This window comes from Nostoc sp. DedQUE05, from assembly GCF_034530955.1.
In the GTDB taxonomy this organism is placed as follows: Bacteria; Cyanobacteriota; Cyanobacteriia; order Cyanobacteriales; family Nostocaceae; genus Nostoc.
In genome coordinates, this window is the sequence record NZ_JAVRCB010000006.1 from 1 (window position 1) to 18,604 (window position 18,604).

The 18,604-nt window shown below is 40.5% G+C and carries 16 protein-coding genes and 1 pseudogene; 5 read left to right on the forward strand and 12 right to left on the reverse strand.

The features are described 5' to 3' along the window. Positions 1–19 precede the first annotated feature (19 nt). Entirely contained in the window at positions 20–415 is a 396-nt protein-coding gene (locus RMZ42_RS05955; protein ID WP_322670535.1) for a reverse transcriptase N-terminal domain-containing protein, read from the reverse strand. A 1,166-nt stretch (positions 416–1,581) separates the two neighbouring features. After that, entirely contained in the window at positions 1,582–1,836 is a 255-nt protein-coding gene (locus RMZ42_RS05960) for a hypothetical protein (protein WP_322670536.1), read from the reverse strand. Positions 1,837–2,217: 381 nt separating this feature from the next. Here RMZ42_RS05960 and RMZ42_RS05965 point away from each other — a divergent pair, with 381 nt between their 5' ends. After that, positions 2,218–2,526: a hypothetical protein gene (locus RMZ42_RS05965; protein ID WP_322670537.1), complete on the forward strand. Its 309-nt coding sequence runs from the start codon at positions 2,218–2,220 to the stop codon at positions 2,524–2,526. Positions 2,527–2,648: 122 nt separating this feature from the next. Here the strand turns inward: RMZ42_RS05965 and RMZ42_RS05970 are convergent, their stop codons facing one another. Next, positions 2,649–5,237 (reverse strand): DEAD/DEAH box helicase, encoded by a 2,589-nt coding sequence (locus RMZ42_RS05970; protein WP_322670538.1) that lies wholly within the window; start codon positions 5,235–5,237, stop codon positions 2,649–2,651. Positions 5,238–5,492: 255 nt separating this feature from the next. Here RMZ42_RS05970 and RMZ42_RS05975 point away from each other — a divergent pair, with 255 nt between their 5' ends. The 4 genes from RMZ42_RS05975 to RMZ42_RS05990 all read left to right on the forward strand — a co-directional run bounded on the left by RMZ42_RS05975 (position 5,493) and on the right by RMZ42_RS05990 (position 10,279). Next, positions 5,493–7,211, forward strand: coding sequence for a nuclease-related domain-containing DEAD/DEAH box helicase (locus RMZ42_RS05975; protein ID WP_322670539.1), 1,719 nt, complete (start codon positions 5,493–5,495; stop codon positions 7,209–7,211). Further along, on the forward strand, positions 7,177–8,199 hold the full coding sequence (locus RMZ42_RS05980; protein ID WP_322670540.1) for a hypothetical protein: 1,023 nt from the start codon (positions 7,177–7,179) through the stop codon (positions 8,197–8,199). The genes RMZ42_RS05975 and RMZ42_RS05980 overlap by 35 nt, the downstream gene beginning before the upstream one ends. Beyond that, positions 8,199–9,845, forward strand: coding sequence for a RecQ family ATP-dependent DNA helicase (locus tag RMZ42_RS05985; RefSeq protein WP_322670541.1), 1,647 nt, complete (start codon positions 8,199–8,201; stop codon positions 9,843–9,845). Before RMZ42_RS05980 ends, RMZ42_RS05985 begins: the two co-directional genes overlap by 1 nt. A gap of 161 nt (positions 9,846–10,006) precedes the next feature. After that, positions 10,007–10,279, forward strand: coding sequence for a hypothetical protein (locus tag RMZ42_RS05990; RefSeq protein WP_322670542.1), 273 nt, complete (start codon positions 10,007–10,009; stop codon positions 10,277–10,279). A gap of 54 nt (positions 10,280–10,333) precedes the next feature. Here RMZ42_RS05990 and holA read toward each other — a convergent pair whose 3' ends face one another. The 9 genes and pseudogenes from holA to RMZ42_RS06035 all read right to left on the reverse strand — a co-directional run bounded on the left by holA (position 10,334) and on the right by RMZ42_RS06035 (position 18,603). After that, positions 10,334–11,287: a DNA polymerase III subunit delta gene (holA, locus tag RMZ42_RS05995; protein ID WP_322670543.1), complete on the reverse strand. Its 954-nt coding sequence runs from the start codon at positions 11,285–11,287 to the stop codon at positions 10,334–10,336. Positions 11,288–11,291: 4 nt separating this feature from the next. Then, positions 11,292–12,785 carry a DNA polymerase III subunit gamma/tau gene (gene dnaX / locus RMZ42_RS06000; protein WP_322670544.1) on the reverse strand — a complete coding sequence of 498 codons (1,494 nt, stop codon included), beginning with the start codon at positions 12,783–12,785 and terminating at the stop codon, positions 11,292–11,294. Between the two features lie 129 nt (positions 12,786–12,914). Next, positions 12,915–13,268: a XisI protein gene (locus tag RMZ42_RS06005; RefSeq protein WP_322670545.1), complete on the reverse strand. Its 354-nt coding sequence runs from the start codon at positions 13,266–13,268 to the stop codon at positions 12,915–12,917. Continuing rightward, positions 13,256–13,673, reverse strand: a pseudogene (locus tag RMZ42_RS06010) (XisH family protein). The gene RMZ42_RS06005 and the pseudogene RMZ42_RS06010 overlap by 13 nt, the downstream one beginning before the upstream one ends. A gap of 322 nt (positions 13,674–13,995) precedes the next feature. Then, positions 13,996–15,447 carry a DNA polymerase III subunit beta gene (gene dnaN / locus RMZ42_RS06015; RefSeq protein ID WP_322670546.1) on the reverse strand — a complete coding sequence of 484 codons (1,452 nt, stop codon included), beginning with the start codon at positions 15,445–15,447 and terminating at the stop codon, positions 13,996–13,998. A gap of 199 nt (positions 15,448–15,646) precedes the next feature. Further along, on the reverse strand, positions 15,647–16,198 hold the full coding sequence (locus RMZ42_RS06020) for a WGR domain-containing protein (RefSeq protein WP_322670547.1): 552 nt from the start codon (positions 16,196–16,198) through the stop codon (positions 15,647–15,649). A gap of 104 nt (positions 16,199–16,302) precedes the next feature. After that, complete coding sequence (locus RMZ42_RS06025; protein ID WP_322670548.1) at positions 16,303–17,919, reverse strand: AAA family ATPase; 1,617 nt, start codon at positions 17,917–17,919, stop codon at positions 16,303–16,305. Between the two features lie 5 nt (positions 17,920–17,924). Beyond that, complete coding sequence (locus RMZ42_RS06030; protein ID WP_322670549.1) at positions 17,925–18,173, reverse strand: hypothetical protein; 249 nt, start codon at positions 18,171–18,173, stop codon at positions 17,925–17,927. Positions 18,174–18,396: 223 nt separating this feature from the next. Beyond that, positions 18,397–18,603, reverse strand: a complete 207-nt coding sequence (locus RMZ42_RS06035; RefSeq protein ID WP_322670550.1) for a DUF2997 domain-containing protein — start codon at positions 18,601–18,603, stop codon at positions 18,397–18,399. Position 18,604 lies beyond the last annotated feature (1 nt).

Consider the following 18,604-nt stretch of genomic DNA (forward strand, 5'->3'; position numbering starts at 1 on the left):
AAGAGAATATCCCTAAACTTCATTGAATCGAAGTGCAATATGAATACACCGTCGGGATTCCGAGCGGTCGTTTCTTGCCGTTAGGTTTGGGTATTTCTACCCTTCGTGTTGGTTTAAGGTTTCCCCCTTTCCAATTGTTTACCAGAATCACCCTAGCTTGAGGGGTATTGACTATTTCCTTGTCAATGCCTGCCGTAGCTTTTCCTTGATTGGTCTGGGTGATGCGTCGAATTGACAATAGTAAATTTGCGTAGCTTCTTTGCATCAACTTCTGCAAGTTTCTTAACTTGCGAAAGTTACCAAGCTTTCTCGCACGAAAGATTCTTTGACGTAGGTTTCTAACAGCTTTCTTAACTTTTCTCCAATTAATATGGTTCCAGTCCACTAGCTGTTTCTTCAGTCCGTTTGTTGTCATTTCTGACTTCATCTAACTTGTCCTTAGATTAGATTCCTTTGTTTGGTTTCCTTCGTATAAGACCCAGAAGAAGTCTGCTTTCCCTTTCGGTCAGGGGTGATGTTTCAACTCCCTATCTGGTTTACTACAAACCAGCATTCGCTTTTTCTTCCATCCTTTACCCTCCAAAGATTTCGGTCTTCGTTGCCTCGGACTTACTAGGAATATTCGACCTTTCCTAGACTTTGTAGGGTTTACCCTGTTGTATCATTTAGTTTTTCTTGTTTTCTTTAGGTGCTGTCTTTTCTGCGGTGGAAGTTTCGTTCACACGATTAGTGAAAGCCCGAATCACTAATCCATCCACGTCCCTTTTTGGGTAGAGCCTGTCAGCCTTATTTGGCTCTTTGGTACATCACGCAGTTTTATTAACAGTTTACGTTTGTTCACCATTGAAAACTCCCTCTTGCTCTTGACCACCTTTAGGCTGGTAGTCGAAGTTACTTTCGTGGTCTGCATTCCGACTCTTTCGTTACCTACTAGGTCGTGACCGGACTCTTGGAAGCCTTTTACGTGAGGGCAAGGGGTGTGAATCCCTTGGCAGAGAAGGCTCTGCTTTCTAAACGACCTTTTCAGGTCGCGCCGGGCTGATTACCGTGATTTACTTAACAACAAATCGCACCGCAATTCGCAATTAATAATACCCCACGCATGAATGCGTTCCGTTGAATATTGATACTACGTGTTTTGTTTCTTTTCATAATTGAAATTAGGGGCTTGTATCCCAACGGCTTAATTATCAATTACGTCCGCAATTGCGAATTGCGAACTGCGAATTGTTCGGTCAATATGATCAATCCTCTACTTCCGGCTCACCAATTGTCTTCTGTGCGCCATGACGAATATGGAGAATTCTCACCGTGGGAACAGGTTGATCTTCAAGAACCGTAAATAGAATACGATAGGTTTGCCTTCCTTGCCCGTAAAGAAGAGTCGCGAATTTCTTGACTAAAGAAGGCATCCTCTCGAGCGATTGGACAGCGCCGAGGCATTTCTGGCTCCAGAGACGATTGCTTTAATCAGCCCTTGATACCAGAGTTGGGCGCGTTCATCTGTGGTAAACTGAGAAAAACTTAAGAATGCGGCATCCGCTTCGGCTTTCGCAATGCTAGAGAAATCAATGCGGTACGTCATGTTTCAAGAGACAATCCATATTTCTGATTTTGTTCAGCAATGAAGTCCTCTAAACTCGAAAATTGTCCTTGCTCAAAATCATCAAGCCCACGTTGGATTCCCTTTAAAGCCTCAAAAAAATCTTGATTGTCCAAACTCAGTCCTAAAGTCAGCACCGCTAGCGCCATTTGCGAAATATCTTGTCCAGTACTTTCAGCACGCTGTCGCAGCAGTGCCTCAACTTTCGGTGGCAGATCAAGTGTAATGGACATTGTGAGTTTTACCTCAGTGATACTGTTTTTATTATAGCGATGCCCTTCTCTACGAGACGCTGCGCGAACGGCGCAGGCTCAGGGTAAGACCTGCTCTGGGCGTAGCTGCGGCACCTCATAGATTAGGTAAAGCGGACTGCTCAAGTGTGGGAGTGCTTCAGCTACGCCCGTTGTAGACATCGCGCTAATTCTAGATACCTGTAAAATTAAGCTGCAAGCGATGGCAACTCTTAGAGACGCTACGTGTAGCTTGCTTCCCTGTAAGGAAGGGTACGCCAAAGCCAACTCTTGGAGACGCTCCGCGTAGCTTGTAACTCCTGCGGAGTACGGCTAACGCATATCTTATTAAAACATTAATCGTTACAACAATCCTAACTGATAATGACTCAATCCCAACCTCCATTACCACAACCCAAACTCGAAGGATCTGGTATTACTTCTGACCAGTATTTTGAATTTACTCCCGAAAAACTAGAACTGAGTAACGGATATTTGGGTTACGGTGGACAAGACCAACTTGGGTTTCATTTGTCTGTTCTCACCAACATGGGATTGTTGACAGCAGTTCGACATACAAATTTGTCGCTGTGGCTAGAAGCGCTCAAAGGTGTAGTAAGGGAAAAACTACCAACTGTCAAGGCTCAACCAGAAGTAGCAGAAGCAATGCTCAATCGATTTAATGGGGCGTAGGCGTAGCCCGCCGCAGGCATCGCAGACTTGGAGGCAGTGATTGAGTATCTGGGACAATAAAATCTGGAATTTGAGCGATGTTTACGACGATGCTCTTGTCAAACATCAGGTGCAGCGATGGGCTACGTTTTGTCGGAGGCGATCGCATCTAACAACAGTAATCCCATCTGCTTCAATAAAGCAGTGTTACCATCAGGGCAACCATGTTGAATTAGACACTTGGCACAACCAGTATCGCAGTTGCAATCTAGTGCGATCGCCTTAGCAGCACTAGCAAGTTTTGGCAGATGTTTAAACACAGCTTCAGCCGCACCATTACCACCATCACTGGTATCATAGAAATAGCCTGTGTAATTGTTACTTTCCCCTAACTCCTTCACTACTGTAAAATTCACCTGTTTTGGGTCAACTCTAGCCACCAGCTGTAACGCTCTCATAATTTGATGCCCAAAGCTGTGGATAGCAATCAAGGTACTGGAATATTCCCACAACTGTTGATAGCCTGGTGGAATCGGTTCTCCACTGTGAGTCAGACTGGTTCTAGTTTTCTTGGCAAAGTCTTGGAGGTATTCTCGCGCACTTGAGTTAATCGCTACTTTGACCATTGGTGCCGAAAATCGGGTACGGAAAGGCTGCTCAAACTTTTCTTCTGATAGGGTTTTCACAATCAAAGCTTTGCGTGTGAGTTTGCTACAAAGCCGACAACGACGTTCTTTAGGTAGCGGCTCTTTGTAGTTAAGACACCGCTTGTTCAAACAAGTCTGCTCATAGATTTGGGTCATTAAACTGTAACCACTGGTAATGTGCTTAACTTCACCAAAACTAAGTGACAGGGTTAAGTATTCCTGACAGTCATCAACTTCACTGACTTGAGAAAACAGCAATGGTAACTTTACCGGATCTGTCAGCACTGTTAGGCTACTAGTTTCTGATTCCGTAACTGCAACTGTAAACAGTGGGCTATCTGCTGTCTGTTTTAATATTGCTTGCTTGCTGTTCAAGTCAAGGGAGATGCACTGATAAGTCAGCATTCGTCCATTGGCATCTTGTCGTTTGTAGATGGCTTGGGGATGGACTTCGCGGTGAGCAATATCTTCTGAGATTTCTTCTAGTTCTTCCCCTGATTCTGCATCTACTAGCTTGATGGTAGTTTGGGATAAGCCACCCCGAAAGTTAACATCTTTATGGGGATAACCCTTTGCCCACAGTCCATTACGACCTTTATTTAGATGCCCTTGGGCTAACAGGAGTTTTGCTACCTCGTAAGCTGCTGTCCCAAAGTAGTGCTTGATTTTATTAGTAGGAATACCAGTTTCTGCGGCTGCACACATCAAATGTTTAGCAGCAAAGATGGGATATTCGTCATTAAAGAAGACTTCCTCAGCTTCTCCCAATACCAGCATTTCTGGATGTTCTGCTACATAGCAGTCTATGGGATTGAGAGCATTGGGAAGCAGCACTGTCAGTCCAGGTTGTGAACGTCCGGCGCGGCCACTGCGTTGCTGGTATGCCATTTTGGAACCAGGCCAGCCACGCAAAATGCAACATTCTAATTCTGGTAGGTCAATTCCAGCTTCTAATGCTTCTGTGGCAATAATCCACTCGATCGTGCCAGACTGGAGTTGGTCAACTACTTCTGCCCGACGCTCAGAAGTAATGCCACTGTAGAAGGCGGCTACTTGGTTTGATTTGAGTAATTCTGTTAGTTCCCGCACGCTGCGACGGGAGTTACAAAAGGCGATACCTGATTTACCTTGATTGAGCAAAAATTGAATAATCCGAGCGGTATCACCAGTCAAATTGTAACTGGGCTGAGTGATAATTATTTGTCTAGATGGTGAAGCGGCTCCACTTTTGCGAATCCAAATTAGGGGTTTGGGGTTGAGTTTAGTTGCTTTCAAACCAGAGATTTTCAGAGCCAGTTGTTTAGGATTACCACAAGTGGCACTCAGGAAGATAAATTGCAGTTTCTTGGAGTCGCCACCGTAATGATCTACTGCTAGTTTAATGCGACGAATCAGCCAGGACATATTTGCGCCATAGCTGCCTGATAGGGTATGAGCTTCATCAAGCAGTATATAGCGCAATCGCTGATAAAAGTTTGCCCAATGCACGGATTTCCAGGCTTGCTTGAGTTGAAAGTGGATTAATTCTGGTGTGACACCTAATATATGCGGTTCGCTCTTGAGGATTTGTTCTCGTTTTTCTGATTTGACATCTCCAGTGATCATTGCCAGTATAGGTCTGGATTGTGTTGGTATGGTAGAGAGTAGTTCAGAGATTTTGTGGAACTGGTCTAGTGCTAATGCTCGTAGTCCATAAAATGCTAATGCTCGGTGTTCTTCATTTATGCAACCTTCCAGAATGGCGGGGTATGTGCTGAGAGTTTTGCCACTGGCTGTGGGAGAGGTGAGGATTAAACTTTTACCTTGTCTAATTGCTTGTAAGGCTTGAAGTTGGTGAGAGTAAAGTTGGGTAATTCCTAATGAATGAAGTGCTTTAATTAATTTATTTGGTAGGTCATTAGGGATATTTTTCAGATTAGGTTCTTTGGCAGGGATAGTCTGTTGCCAGAGTAAATCTTCACCTATAAATTCAGCAATATCTGTTGGTTCATTAAGATGGTTATTTGAGTTGGAATTTTCTGTAATGGGTGTACGAGGTGGTGTCCAAAAGCTTTGGAGTAAGGCACTATAATTGGGCGTGTTCATGGCGGTGTTTTTCGCTCATTGCCCTAAAAAATCCCCCATTGGGGGAGTGATATTAAATTAGGATAGATGGTATCGAATTTGCTTGAATTTCTAACCTTCAAGGAATTTAAAGAATCCAAGTAAATCAGAGCATTTTTCTCTCACTAGAGACATAAAAGAGCGCTAATTGTCTAGATGCCTAACAATACTCCCTGTTCAGTGGAGTGTGTATTTGGGAATACTAACTCAATAGGTCTCCAAGTTAGCTACAACTCTATGGCTGTAATGATTCCAGATACTCCCGTTGACTTCAATAAAAGCCAAGGGGAGCAAGAGATTTTTAATGCTCTCAAAGAACTTGAGGATAAGTGCTATGTTTTCCATTCAGTCAGATGGCTGGGTAGCCATAACCCACAAGTCAGGGCAGTACAGGGTGAGGCAGATTTCGCAATATTTCATCCAGAGCATGGTTTGTTAGTCATAGAGGTCAAATCAGGTTTAATTAGATGTAGTGGTAGATGTTGGTATCAAACGAATCGAGCTACTGGAGTTGAATATGAAATTCAAGATCCAGAAGCCCAAGCGAATCGGTCACGATTTGAATTTATCGAGAGGTTACGCGATCGCCTTCCTAAAGGAGAAACTTGTTTCGTTGGTCATGCCGTTTGGTTTCCTTCTGGTCAATTCAACAAAAATACTCTGCCCTTGAACTATCCAGAAAGTATTGTCCTTGACATTGATGCGCTGTTCAAGCCAAAAGAAGCAATTACCAAGGTATACGAATGGTGGAGTAACAAATCTCCAATTTCTCATAAGCTGAGTGCTACAGGTGTTCAGAAAGTCTTAGAACTAATTGCTCCTACCTTTTCTGTGATTCCTTCTCTGAGAGCTTCATTTGAGAAGCGCGATCGCCAGTTCATTCAAATGACTAGACGGCAAGCCAGTATTCTAGACTTTTTGGAAGACCAAGATTCAGCAGTCATCACTGGTGCAGCAGGTACAGGTAAAACCGTTATTGGTCTTGAGAAAGCGAGAAGACTAACTGAACAGGGAGAAAATGTTTTATTTCTTTGCTTCAACAGTGCTTTGAGAAATTTCTTACAAACTAAACATGGGTTAAAAGTTGCAGATTTTCACACATTTCATAGTCTAGGTAGTAAGTTTATAGGTACTAATTGGAAAAGTTTTAAGGATTTAGAAATACAGTTTTTAGAATGGTTATCTAATTCGCAGAACTTCTGGCATTACCATCATTTAATTGTGGATGAAGGCCAGGATTTTGAATCTGAATGGCTTGAGTGGCTAATAGAACGAACAGAAGGATGTCACTATATATTTTATGATAAAAATCAACTCATCTTTAGAAAACAGTTGCCATCGTGGATTGAAAATGCTCAATGTAAACTTGTCCTCAACAAAAACTGTAGAAATACCCTCCAGATATCAAGAACAGCTTATAGGTTCGTGAAGTTGTCATCTAGTAACTCTGATGAGCTAGTTCAAGGTTCTAAAACTAGGTTGTATGAATGTAGCCATTTCTCAGATGCGCCAAAAATCTTGTCTAGACTGGTAAAACTGTTAATAGAGCAGAATGCCTTACAGCTTCAAGATATAGCTATTCTCACTATACAGACAGAGGATAAATCGGTACTCGCAGGTGTTCAGAGTATTCACTCAATCCCTTTATCTCCATTTTTTGAGATAGGCAAAATCTGTTTTACCAGTGTGCGTAAGTTTAAGGGAATGGAAGCAAAAGTGATATTTTTAATTGATATATCACTCAAAGAATTTCTTGATAATGACTTTTTGCAAAGGCTATATATCGGTTGTTCCAGAGCAACCCATGAGTTGCATATATTTATCAATGATATCAATTCTGATAGCCTTTATCTAGCAATTGAATCCATATTGCCAGGGACAAAACGAAAGCGTAACAAGAAAACATTAGAAGATTTATTAAATGCTAGTTGGAGTAGAGAGGAAGAATATGTATAAGTCAGAAGCAATTAAGTCTAAAAAAGAGTTCAGTCTTATTGATAAGCCTGAACACATTGCTAAACTTACACAACTGCTTGAGAAAAATTTTGAAGCTTACTTTAATTCGTTAATTAATAATTATCGTAGCAATGATTCTTTAGAGAAGCTGAAAAAACAATGGGGTAAAAACATAGCATTAAAAACTGATGCCGAGTGTATCAGAGAAATATTTGCCTATAGGATAGATGAATTTGAAAAGGAAGCTGAGAAATATCGAGAGGCTTTTGCTCAAGATAATTTAGAAGATTGCCGCCATGACGAAAACGGTTTTAAAGACTATTTAATTAAACGCTGTCCTGTAATAACGAAGTCTTGGGGGGCAAAAAATGTAAAAGAACTGGATGAATGGCGGAAGCTATTTACAATGACTCCTACAGTCGTTCTTCTTGATACTTTTGAAAACTTGATAAATTTTACAGCCGATTATTTAGAAAGTTATGATGAAACAGAATATGGTAAATATTTAAATACAGATGATTTTAATTTTAATGAAATTGAAGAAGATGAATATAGCATAAGAGGCGTAATTGGTATGGGAATTAAAGCAATTACTATTTATTATTTATATCCTCACATCTTCCCTAAACGTGGCAAATTAGATTTATTTGGAATGTATTTTTTAACTAACCAAAATGAGCCTTACATAAACCTTTTTCACTTTCCTACTAAAACATCAGAGTTTATCATGATTAATGACGAAACTAATGGAAAAGAAGGAACTTATAAAGCTGATCAAAATTACTGGTATCCCTATGGTCTGTTCACATCCTACGCAATGAAACTCTACAGGATGATTGTTGAGCAATGTAAAAAAATGAATGTTGCTCTCGATCCTCATTATCGTTATGTTTATGTGGATACATACCTTGAAAATATCTCCAAACATCACTCTGAAGATATTAAGACTCTTACAAAAAGTAGTGATATTACACACGGTAAACATTGATGGCAACTCCGACGACTAAGCAAGACATTCTCCAAAAATACTTTCCTTACATCTCTAGCTTAAGAGATATTCAGGAGTCTGCTATTGATAATATTCAAGCTGGCAGAAATACGCTTTGCCTCATGCCTACTGGTGGGGGTAAATCCTTAATTTATCAAGTTGCTGGTTTACTAAGTAAAAAAATTACTCTGGTTATCTCACCATTAATTGCCTTGATGAGACAACAATCTGAACGACTTAACCAGCAAAAGATTGAATCTATTTGTCTCAGTGGTCTAGACACAAAGCAATACTACTCAATGCTGCATGATTTTTCATTTGTAGATGAGAGTAAGTTTATTTTTATCTCACCCGAAAAAGCTGCTTTTGACGGTTATCTAGAATATCTCTTCCGTCGCTATCAACAAAATATTGGTCTACTTGTGTTAGATGAATGTCACTGTGTTTCTCAGTGGGGACATAGTTTTAGACCTGCTTATAAAGCATTGCCTCTATTTTTAGATCGTGTTTTTGGCTCATCTAACTGGCCTACGCTGCTTTGTTTAACTGCAACACTCAATCCAAAGGATAGAGAAGAGATATGCACAGATTTCCGAATTTCACCAGAGAATATTCTCGAAAGTTCTTCTTTGTTAAGAAAAAATCTACAATTGAATTTTGAAACTCATCCTGATGAAGCTGCTAAAAAACTCAGACTTACAGAACTGCTTGAACAATATCAAGATGATAAAATTATTGTCTATACTCACAGAAAAAAAGGAAAGTTTGGCACTAAAGCCTTAGCCGAAGAATTACAGACAGAAGGGTGGAATTGTGACTTTTTTGATGCGGATCTTAATGATTCTCGCAAGGAAATTGTTCTCACATCATTTGAAACAGGTAAAACTCAAATAATTTTTGCTACTAGTGCTTTTGGTATGGGAATTGATATTCCCGATATCCGTGTGGTAATTCATTATTTAATACCTGAATCTATTGAGCAATACTATCAAGAAATTGGACGAGCAGGAAGAGATGGAAAGCCATCTTACGGATATCTTCTCTACTCACCAACAAACATTAGGATTCGGCAAGACATGATTAAAGCTAGTTTTCCTAGTGAAGCTGAGATTGTAGATGCCTGTAATAATCCTCCTATAAACTTAAGGCGAGGTAACAAAGTTGGCTCATTCTCTCCTTGGCTAAATAGTTCTGAAAATACAGACCAATTAATTATATTTTTCATATTACTTGAACTAGGATTTTTAAAAATTGTTGCTACAGGCATTAATAATATTACTTGTTTCTCATGTATTAAAGGTGTTGAGCTAATAGAATTCAATAATTTATTAAAAGCATCAAGAGTAGGAATTGCTATTGCTATTGCTAACAAGTTACATATATCTATTGCAGAAATCACTAATCATCTGTATGAGTGGTATACCAACGGTCTACTAAAGCTGACTCACTCACCTAGAAAAGTAATGTTCTACGAATATCCAGAAAAGCCTAATGACACTGATATTAAGAAAATAGCGGATGATTTTGAGCGTAAAAACAACTCCCGCTTAACTGCATTCCGTCAGCTAATACAACTTATTGAATCTGGTCAAGATCCTGCTCTTGGTATTAGTCAACATTTAGGTATTAAATTGTCAGATATTTAGGGTGAAAACATTTGATAAATCTCCAGAAACATTTGCCCTCACTGCGCCCGATACTGTATCATATTCTCGCGCAAAATGGCTAAATGTAAGAGGCTGAGGCTTTGGATTTAGAGATTAAAATAGAGTTAATAAAGGTAGAGTTTACTTGATTGGGAGGTTCTATGATGACTTTACAAGAAATTATTAATTCTATTGAAAGTTTGCCCACAGAAGATAGAGAGTATTTATTTGAGTTTCTTCGCAAGCAACGAATTGAGAATCGGCGGTTTGAAATTTTGGCTAATGCTCAGGAAGTGATCCAGGCTTTTAAGGATGGGACAGATCATAGGGGAAGCGTTGATGATTTGATCGCTGATTTACTAGGAGATGATGATGGAAGTTGTCTGGAAGTTTTGTTAGATACTAATATAATTGTTAGTGAATTTGGATTTTAGACTGAAATCAAATATACAATCCAAAATCCAAAACTATCAGTCAATTTTATCTGATTAAGTTAACTTAAATAACCTGCTAACACTAAGAATTATTAGCAGTAAATCCTTACTTTCAGCACCCCTCTTAATAGACATCTCCAAATCCAGCATCATAGTCACTGCTTTAGCTAAAGCATTAATGCTTGTATTTGCTACCTCCTGACGCAAATAGTAAATGCGATTAGGATTGCTGATACTGCACAGTTGAGCTAATTCACTATCTTTCTTAACCCCAGAAACAATTGCAGATTTAACCCACAGCCAAGTTCTAAACTGCGTTAGGAGAGTAGCAATAATCACCATTAATGGTTCCGAGCGTGACAGTAAATCATCTAGCAGGTGCAAAACTTGATTGCTTTCTCCTTGGCGAATAGCAGATGCCAGTTGTAGGCTATTCTGAGTCTGACATGGCACTAACTCTTTTACTTCTGCAAGCTCCAGTTGTCTGCCATTACCATAGATATACAGTTTGCGTAACTCTGTGGCTGCACGAGTCATGTCGTTACCAATTGCTTCTGCTAGATATTCCACTGCATCCTTTGACAGCACCAGCTTGATTTTTTTAGCCTGAGTACTGATCGCCTTCTCAATCAAATCAGTACGCCAAGGTGGTATCAATAGAAACTCAAACAACTTGGCATACTTGACAAGATGTTTGTAAATCTTCAGGCGCTTATCTACATTGGTGGCAACAAACACCAAAATTGTGAATTCAGGCACTTGAACAAGCTGCTGCAAAGTTTCTAACTCAGTATCACCCCACTGCTTGATGTGGCAATTTTCCACAATCACCAGTTTTTTACCACCAGTCAGGGAACGAGTGCGAGCTACACTGATGGCTCGGTCAAGGCGATCGGCTGGAAATCGGTGATAGCAAAGTGTGAGCCATTGAGCATCAATCTCTGCTTTGTATTGGTTTAGCTGTTCCTGGATGGCGTGTTGGTCGTCGCCTGTCAGCAAGACAATCATGCTTTTACCTCCCGTTACTGCTCTTGTTGGCAGTTTTAATTAACACAGTCATTGGTTGTTGACTTTGGGTAGCTCGTTGCAGCATTTTAGCGATCGCTTCTTTACTACTCTCAAACTTATTCAGGTAAGCTGGTGTAACCTCTAAAATCGCCTTGTCACCTTGCAATTTAACGAGATTTGCATGAGCCAACAGCTTTTGATTGCTGGGTTTAGCTGTATCCATCACAGAAAGCCAAATTTGAGCCAGGTTAGTAGTCTGGGCTGCAACTGTTGGTAACAATTTGTCATCATGCCCTTTGCCATCTACAGTTTTAGCTGTCACCTTATTTGTGGTGTATACTCCAACTGTTGGTAGCAACTTGCCGTCATGCACAGGTTTAGCAGTTAGCGTCTTGGTTGCACTGACAGGCAAGAAATTGGGTATCAGGTTCAGTAAGCAAACTTCTAGCCACACAGCAGCATTTACTGTGTACCGAAGATAGTTTTCTGCTTTTTGTAACTCTGTTAGGGACAAATTCAGCGTCTCGAAATTCCAGTGATTTGCTAAAACCTTGAGTTGAGCATAGCTAACACAACCAGTTAGTAGGGATTGCTCTTTGGGTGCAGACTTGATAATCAGTAAATCTCGGTATGTTTGCAGTAAGTTGGAGAGAATCAATTTGGGCGTTTTACCAGAGTCCACTAGAAGTCTCGCTACTTGCAGCAAGTTAAAGGTGTTGTTGGTGGATATTGCCTGTAAAATTGACATCAATTCTGTTTCTGTCACACCACCAGCGATTTCCATGACATGATTGGCAGTGATATCTTCATCTAAAAGACTCACCTGACCGAGTAATTGCAGTGCATCCCGCAATCCACCATCGCTAAGTCGAGCGATCGCTGTTAGTGCCTCCTCATCAATAGAGATACATTCTGCATCTGCTACAATACCGAGGTGCTGTACAATTGCCTGAACAGACAAAGTGCGGAAATTAAACACCTGACAACGGCTGACAATGGTAGGTAACACCTTGTGCAATTCTGTTGTGCAGAGAATGAAAACAACATGAGGTGGTGGTTCTTCAATACACTTAAGTAAGGCATTGAAGGCGTTACCGGTTAGACAATGGCACTCATCGAGAATAAAAATTCGGTAACGTCCTGCAACAGGTGCTAAGGTACTGCGCTCAATTAAAGCACGGGCATCATCTACACCATTATTAGAAGCAGCATCAATTTCACTGACATCTAGGCTATTACTGGTTTCAATTGAACGGCAGGATTGGCAGATACCACAAGGTTGATCAGTTGGTTTCTTAGTGTTGAGGCAATTGAGGGATTTAGCAAATATCCGAGCAGTTGAGGTTTTACCTGTGCCTCTAGAACCTGTGAATAAATAAGCTGGTGCAATTTGCAGGTGTTTTACAGCATTAGTCAGAGCAGTTTTGATGTAAGGCTGTCCAACTAATTCGGCTATTGTCTGGGGTCGATATTTTTGATGTAGGGCGACTGTAGACATAGGATTCATTAACCTTAATTTGTCGCCCTTACCCCTGTTAAGGGGGTGTAATTTTGACTCAAAAGTAGGCTTATTTGCTCAACTGTTCCCAGTAAGATTTACCATACTCAGTACTCTTCATCTGCCTCATTAAGCAGTAGCAAATTCTGTTAAACCTCGTTTCCTGGGATGATGGAAACCCAAAACAATATCGGCTTGGGGTATTCCGGCTGATAGCAAATCATCAACAACGCATAAATTAGTTGCATCTTCTTCCACCCAAACTTTGCCGTTTTTAATGCAGAGATAGATAATAATATACTGTATCTGCTTTTTGTCATCCCAGCCGAACCGAAACCAAAGATATTGATCTCTTGTTTCATCAAAAGCCAAGCGATCGCTTACTTCAACTCCCGCATCTTTTATAACTTGAGTATTAGTAGTTTCGTAATACTCAGTCAAGATCTTCTTGATAACATTGCGATATTGTTCTAGCTTATCCATTGCCGAATTTCCTCCTTTTCTGTATTTACAACTATTAACAGCAGGTTATTTTCATTGATGACTGCTTGTACAGATTTACGTTGAAAAAAGTTCTCATAGACAACATCATCAACAGCTAAATAAAGTTTATATTCTGGCTCTGTAAGTTGAATGAGTTTCCGATAGACTATGTATTGTCCCAAGGCCGACGTGAAAATCATACATCAGTGATTTGCCCACAAAGCTCTTGATTTCTACGACAATCTTCTGTCCCTGGCGTTCTGCGGCGATTGGTTTTTCTGCTGCTAGGTCGGCGTAGAGTTCAGCATCCTCATATTTGATAAAGTAAGGATCATCTGTGATAGTCCAACCGTCTTTTATCAATGCGTTCTTGACTTCATTATGGTATATGTCTTTTGCTGGCATGGTGGAACTATTGAGTAATACTCTGATTGTAAAGTGTTTACCATATTGGGTAACAATTAGATTCTAAAACATACTTTTCTCTCTTTCCTTCTTGCACCCTGCTTTGCTTCCTTTTTTCTTGATAAAACTGGATAACTTTGCTATTTTGGCGGTAAATAGTCGGATATTTACCGCCAAAATGCACAGTTTCTATTGGTCAAAATCGAGGATTTTCGTTCATGTTGTCCAGTTTTGTCTAAACTCCAGTCAAATCCACGTCTAAAATAAACACCACTCGTATCCAAAACATCCTACAAAACTTCAAGATTCCGATTAACATTTATTAAGCATTTAGAGTGTACAGTGGCAATAAGAATTGACGCATTTCCATTTGCAGTTCTGGATTTGGTCTATCTCCATAAGGAACCAACATGGCAGGATGATCTGATTGTTGCAAGTGCATTTTGATAGCGGAAGTAGGAATTGCTTTGGCTGCTTCTACTAAATACTTGAGGTTAAACTGAATATTCAATGACATTTCTGATGGTAGATGAGCAGCAATAACCTGATCGCCTTTGCCAAACTCCCGTTCAATTGATAATCGTAACTGCTGCAAACTTCCATCAAATTGTAAATAAATACCTTTCTCTTTTTTATCTGTTAACACAGCTAACCGTTCCAGTGCTTTGACTAAGAATGCTTTTTCTAGGATTACTTCTCGGTCAAAGCTAAATCTTGCCAATAGCTGTTCGCAGTCAGGGTAAGTTCCTTCCAAACATTGACATCTGAGGATAATATCTTGCCAAGCAAAACCCAAGCGATTACTTTGGGCATCATACAACAAATTAATGAATTCGACAGAATCATCCAAGTTACGCGCTAGTTCTTTGAGAACTCGACCAGGAATAGTAAATTGTATCTCTGAAGATTCTACTTGTTTACGGGGTTTTCTACCAATTCCTTGAGTTGAAAGTTCAGTGGTTGCGACTCGATGCCCATCAGTACCAATAAACTTTAACTTCTCCTGTGTAAGTTGGATATGAACTCCGGTCAAGATATATTTATTTTCATCAGTGCTGACAGCATAAATCACACCTTTCAAACCATCTTTTAAAGCTGTTGTTGGCAGAGGAATGGGAGTAGTATCAATTGTAGAACTAGGTGGAAATTCTTCAGCACTAATGCCTCGAATTTCATATTTCCCATCAGCATCAGATAAACTGAGAGAGCAGATTTTTGTTTGCTTCTCCTCATCAATAAGCTGTATAATCTGAGTCTGACTACTGAGGCTAATATCACCATTAGGGCAATGCTTAACTATCTCAAATAGCATTTCCACTGGCACAGTAATTTCACCCTCGAGCAACACCTGGGCTTCAAAACTTGCCTGAATTGTTAATGCTAAATCAGTAACAGTTAAATGTATCTGTTGTGTTTCGATATCTGCAATGATTAGAGCATTAGCAAGAATCGGATGGGTAGGTTTAGCTGGGGTAGCACAACTCACTAAAGAGAGTGCATCGTGAAATTTAGTTTGTGAGCAGATTACCTCCATTCCTGATTCTATAAGTGGTTGAGAGTTTAACTCTGATTTGGCAGAACGTTTATTAGTAAGCTTATTTGAGATAGGCTCAGTTGAAGTATCAGCATCAGGAGATGTAGATTTTTTCTTTTTACCTGTAGATATTTCTTGGATATTTGCTGATACTTCATTTTCACCTTTAGGAGTAGCTACACTTGTTTTTTTGGTCTGATTGGCAGGCTTTACCCTCTGTTTCGATGCTGTTTGAGTCATGATAATTTATTTCTGGTTGCGTCATTGTTAGAAAGGTGACTGCGATAGCAGAAAATAAAGGATGTGAAGTTTTGAATCAGATGCTTTTACTCTGTGAGACATACGGAAGTTTACTGATATATCCCATTTAACCGCTCTCAGGTAAGCCTTTATTCTAATCGTAGCTTTCGGAGTATCAGGCTCCGCTCCTGAATTATTTCTACAAATGCCTCCAAAAGTTCTTTCCAATGCTTTTTAAACTGATAACTTTGCTGTTATTAGCAGATTCTTCTGTAGTGTTATCAACCAGCACAGGATCAGTTTCCAACAAAGAGTTCAGCAGTGATAGTTGATGTTCAACATCTGCCACATCGCGGTATATTCGAGACGGGTCTATTTTCATTCCTAAAGGTGTAGGAACAATTTTTAAATATTGGTTTAATGTCTCTAGATAATTTCTATTGCTAAATTGTCTTTGTGCTACATAAGGGCGCAAAATCTCCAGTAATTGGATAGCTCTTTTGATTTCTAGAGAATCAGAAGTATTATCAATTTGAGGTTGGCTTTCTCGGTAGCCTTTCATTTTCTTCTCAGCCACGAGATTGTGGAATTTAGAAACTGCTTGTTGATAATTACCAAAAGAGTGTACTTTTTGCTGAGATTTGTAGCCTACCCTACCCCACTCAACAGTTAGATTGCTTTGCTCAACTTTTGCACTCCAGAATTTGTTACTGTTCTGAGCAGCATCTACAAATATTAAGTAAACTTCCATATTTTTGACATAATTTAGAGTAAAGTATTGCCATGTCAAATGAATATCTCAACAACAGATGTTCATTTGACAAAAGCTTCAAATCATTACTAATTTGGGAATATCTAATTAGTACGGAACCTAGAAGTACGAAGACCTTTCTTAGACACCTGCACAGGACTAGAGGCTGGTCGCGCAATCTTTGACCAAGACTGCATCCGCTCAACAGCAGCAGCATCTTGAACAGCTAAAGGGGTAATGTTTTGCTGACAATTTTCTAAATCAGCTAGTGTAACCTGCTGAGGTCTTTCCTCATCGAAAGCCAGTAGAGCTGCTTCTGATGCTAGGGTTTCCAACTCAGCACCACTAAACTTGTCGGTGCTAGCAGCGATCGCCTCTAAATATTCCTGCGGAACTTCTATACCAAACCGTTCTAAGTGAATTTTGAGAATCTGGCAACGTTCCAACTCAGTAGGCAGGTCAACGAAGAAATTCTCGTCAAACCGCCCTTTCCTCTTGAACTCAATAGGCAGCGCTGTTGGGTCATTACAAGTTGCCACCACAAACACCCCCGCCGTACACTCAGACATGAAAGTGAGGATATTTCCCAAAATCCTTTGTGAGACTCCAGAGGTATCGCCATTAGCTGAAAGTGCTTTCTCGACCTCATCAATCCACAAGATACAGGGTGCGATCGCTTCAGCAGTCTTGAGTGCGCGGCGGACATTGCCCTCAGATTCTCCCACCAGGCTACCAAGCATCGAGGCAATGTCTAATTGCAGCAGTGGAAGATTGAGTATGGTTGCAATGTTCTTTGCTACTATCGATTTACCCGTCCCTGGTGGCCCTGCCAGTAACACACCTTTAGGCTGGGGTAGATTTAGCGATCGCGCTTCCTGGGAAAATAACCGGCTGCGACGTTGCAACCAATCCCGCAATAAATCCAAACCACCAAAAGGTATGGTCGCTGATTTACCCAATTCGATACCCATTTGAGCCAGTAGGCGGGTTTTGTATTCGACAACCAAAGGGATGACCGTAGTATCAATTACTATACCTTTAGAAGTTAATCGCTCCTTAACAGTGAGCCGGAGAAAGTCGCTAATTTCCTCCAGCGTCAAGCCTAATGCTGCTCTTGCCAAGGTTTCTTTATCTTCAGTAGTGAGAGATACGGTAAAAGTTACCTCTTGCTCACTGGCAGATTCTTGCAAGTATAGTAAATATGATTCTAAGTGGTCTTGAATTTGCTCAATGCTGGGCAAAGGAACTTCACAGCAAGGAATTAGTCTCAGCAGGGATTCGTGCAGTTGAATGTTTTGACCTAAAAACACAATTCGCTTTTCAGTTGGTTTGAGGCGATGGTACAAGTTTTTTACTCTGGTGAGGACTTCCCAACTCAATTGCAGAGAGTTTTTACCGACAAAAGGGTGAACATCTCCCAGGATGAAAACCCCATTACCGCCGAAATTGTTGATGTACTCGAACACATATATTAAAGGGTCTATGTGAGGCGGCTTTTTATACGTCTCGACTGATTTGAACACCAGTCCACCGTCGTCAGCAATCAGACATTGCTCCAAGCCGGAAACTCCCAAATTCCAGAAGTATACAGGACTGTTAAGTTTGTCCATCATTTCAGTAGTTAACCACTGAATGATAGTGGCTTCTTCGGGGGACAGAACATCTATTGCCACGATGGGTATTTGAGAGTCAATGGTGGTAATCAGGTTTGATAATTTCATTATTGCTAATTTTGATCGGGTACGGGAGAAAGTTTTTCGTGAGTGGTAACAAGATGCACAACTACTTCGTAAACTTCGGCATCGCCGTTAAACACTTCAGCAACTCCAGAAGAGTTTGGATGAGCAATGGCGGAAATTAGGGCATTGACTAAAGCGCACAGTCCCCCCGCATTTCCTTTGATAATTACTGGTTGCCGCGCTCCTTTTGAGGGGTAAATATGGAGCATCGGATAATCTTCAGGTAGTTCACTCATAGAAAAATTGTGCAGGGGGATTTTCCTCGTTCCCCCATCGAATGTTTATTGGTGGAATGGCACGTTTGTTTAGGTGAGGAACAGGCAGGACAGAGAGGACATGAAGACAAGGAGGAATTATTAAGGGAACTCCAAAAATTAAATTACTCAATTCCTCCATCCAAGACAACTATCAGATATCTCTTCTCCTGCCTCCCCTGCTCCCCCTCTCCCTTGCCATCATTTATTGGTGCAGTCGTTGTTGATGAGTAATGATGCTACGAAGCTGTTGCTGAGATTCTGGTTTGTAAATGCGATCGCCCTGCACCACACCCAAAGCTTCCTCAAAGGGTTGGGTTGCTTCTAGACACGACAATCCCTCAAATCCCTCGGCTTCTATTTTCACTTCACCTGTAGCAGTGTCAAAATGTATCAATATTGCCCGTTCCATA

Coding starts and splice junctions, on each gene's coding strand:
- holA (WP_322670543.1), bottom strand. CDS start 11,287: ATGATTGTCTTGCTGACAGGCGACGACCAACACGCCATCCAGGAACAG.
- RMZ42_RS06035 (WP_322670550.1), bottom strand. CDS start 18,603: ATGGAACGGGCAATATTGATACATTTTGACACTGCTACAGGTGAAGTG.
- RMZ42_RS06025 (WP_322670548.1), bottom strand. CDS start 17,919: ATGAAATTATCAAACCTGATTACCACCATTGACTCTCAAATACCCATC.
- RMZ42_RS05960 (WP_322670536.1), bottom strand. CDS start 1,836: ATGTCCATTACACTTGATCTGCCACCGAAAGTTGAGGCACTGCTGCGA.
- dnaX (WP_322670544.1), bottom strand. CDS start 12,785: ATGTCTACAGTCGCCCTACATCAAAAATATCGACCCCAGACAATAGCC.
- RMZ42_RS05965 (WP_322670537.1), top strand. CDS start 2,218: ATGACTCAATCCCAACCTCCATTACCACAACCCAAACTCGAAGGATCT.
- RMZ42_RS06030 (WP_322670549.1), bottom strand. CDS start 18,173: ATGAGTGAACTACCTGAAGATTATCCGATGCTCCATATTTACCCCTCA.
- RMZ42_RS05970 (WP_322670538.1), bottom strand. CDS start 5,237: ATGAACACGCCCAATTATAGTGCCTTACTCCAAAGCTTTTGGACACCA.
- RMZ42_RS06005 (WP_322670545.1), bottom strand. CDS start 13,268: ATGGATAAGCTAGAACAATATCGCAATGTTATCAAGAAGATCTTGACT.
- RMZ42_RS05990 (WP_322670542.1), top strand. CDS start 10,007: ATGATGACTTTACAAGAAATTATTAATTCTATTGAAAGTTTGCCCACA.
- RMZ42_RS05985 (WP_322670541.1), top strand. CDS start 8,199: ATGGCAACTCCGACGACTAAGCAAGACATTCTCCAAAAATACTTTCCT.
- RMZ42_RS05975 (WP_322670539.1), top strand. CDS start 5,493: ATGGCTGTAATGATTCCAGATACTCCCGTTGACTTCAATAAAAGCCAA.
- RMZ42_RS06020 (WP_322670547.1), bottom strand. CDS start 16,198: ATGGAAGTTTACTTAATATTTGTAGATGCTGCTCAGAACAGTAACAAA.
- RMZ42_RS05980 (WP_322670540.1), top strand. CDS start 7,177: ATGCTAGTTGGAGTAGAGAGGAAGAATATGTATAAGTCAGAAGCAATT.
- RMZ42_RS05955 (WP_322670535.1), bottom strand. CDS start 415: ATGACAACAAACGGACTGAAGAAACAGCTAGTGGACTGGAACCATATT.
- dnaN (WP_322670546.1), bottom strand. CDS start 15,447: ATGACTCAAACAGCATCGAAACAGAGGGTAAAGCCTGCCAATCAGACC.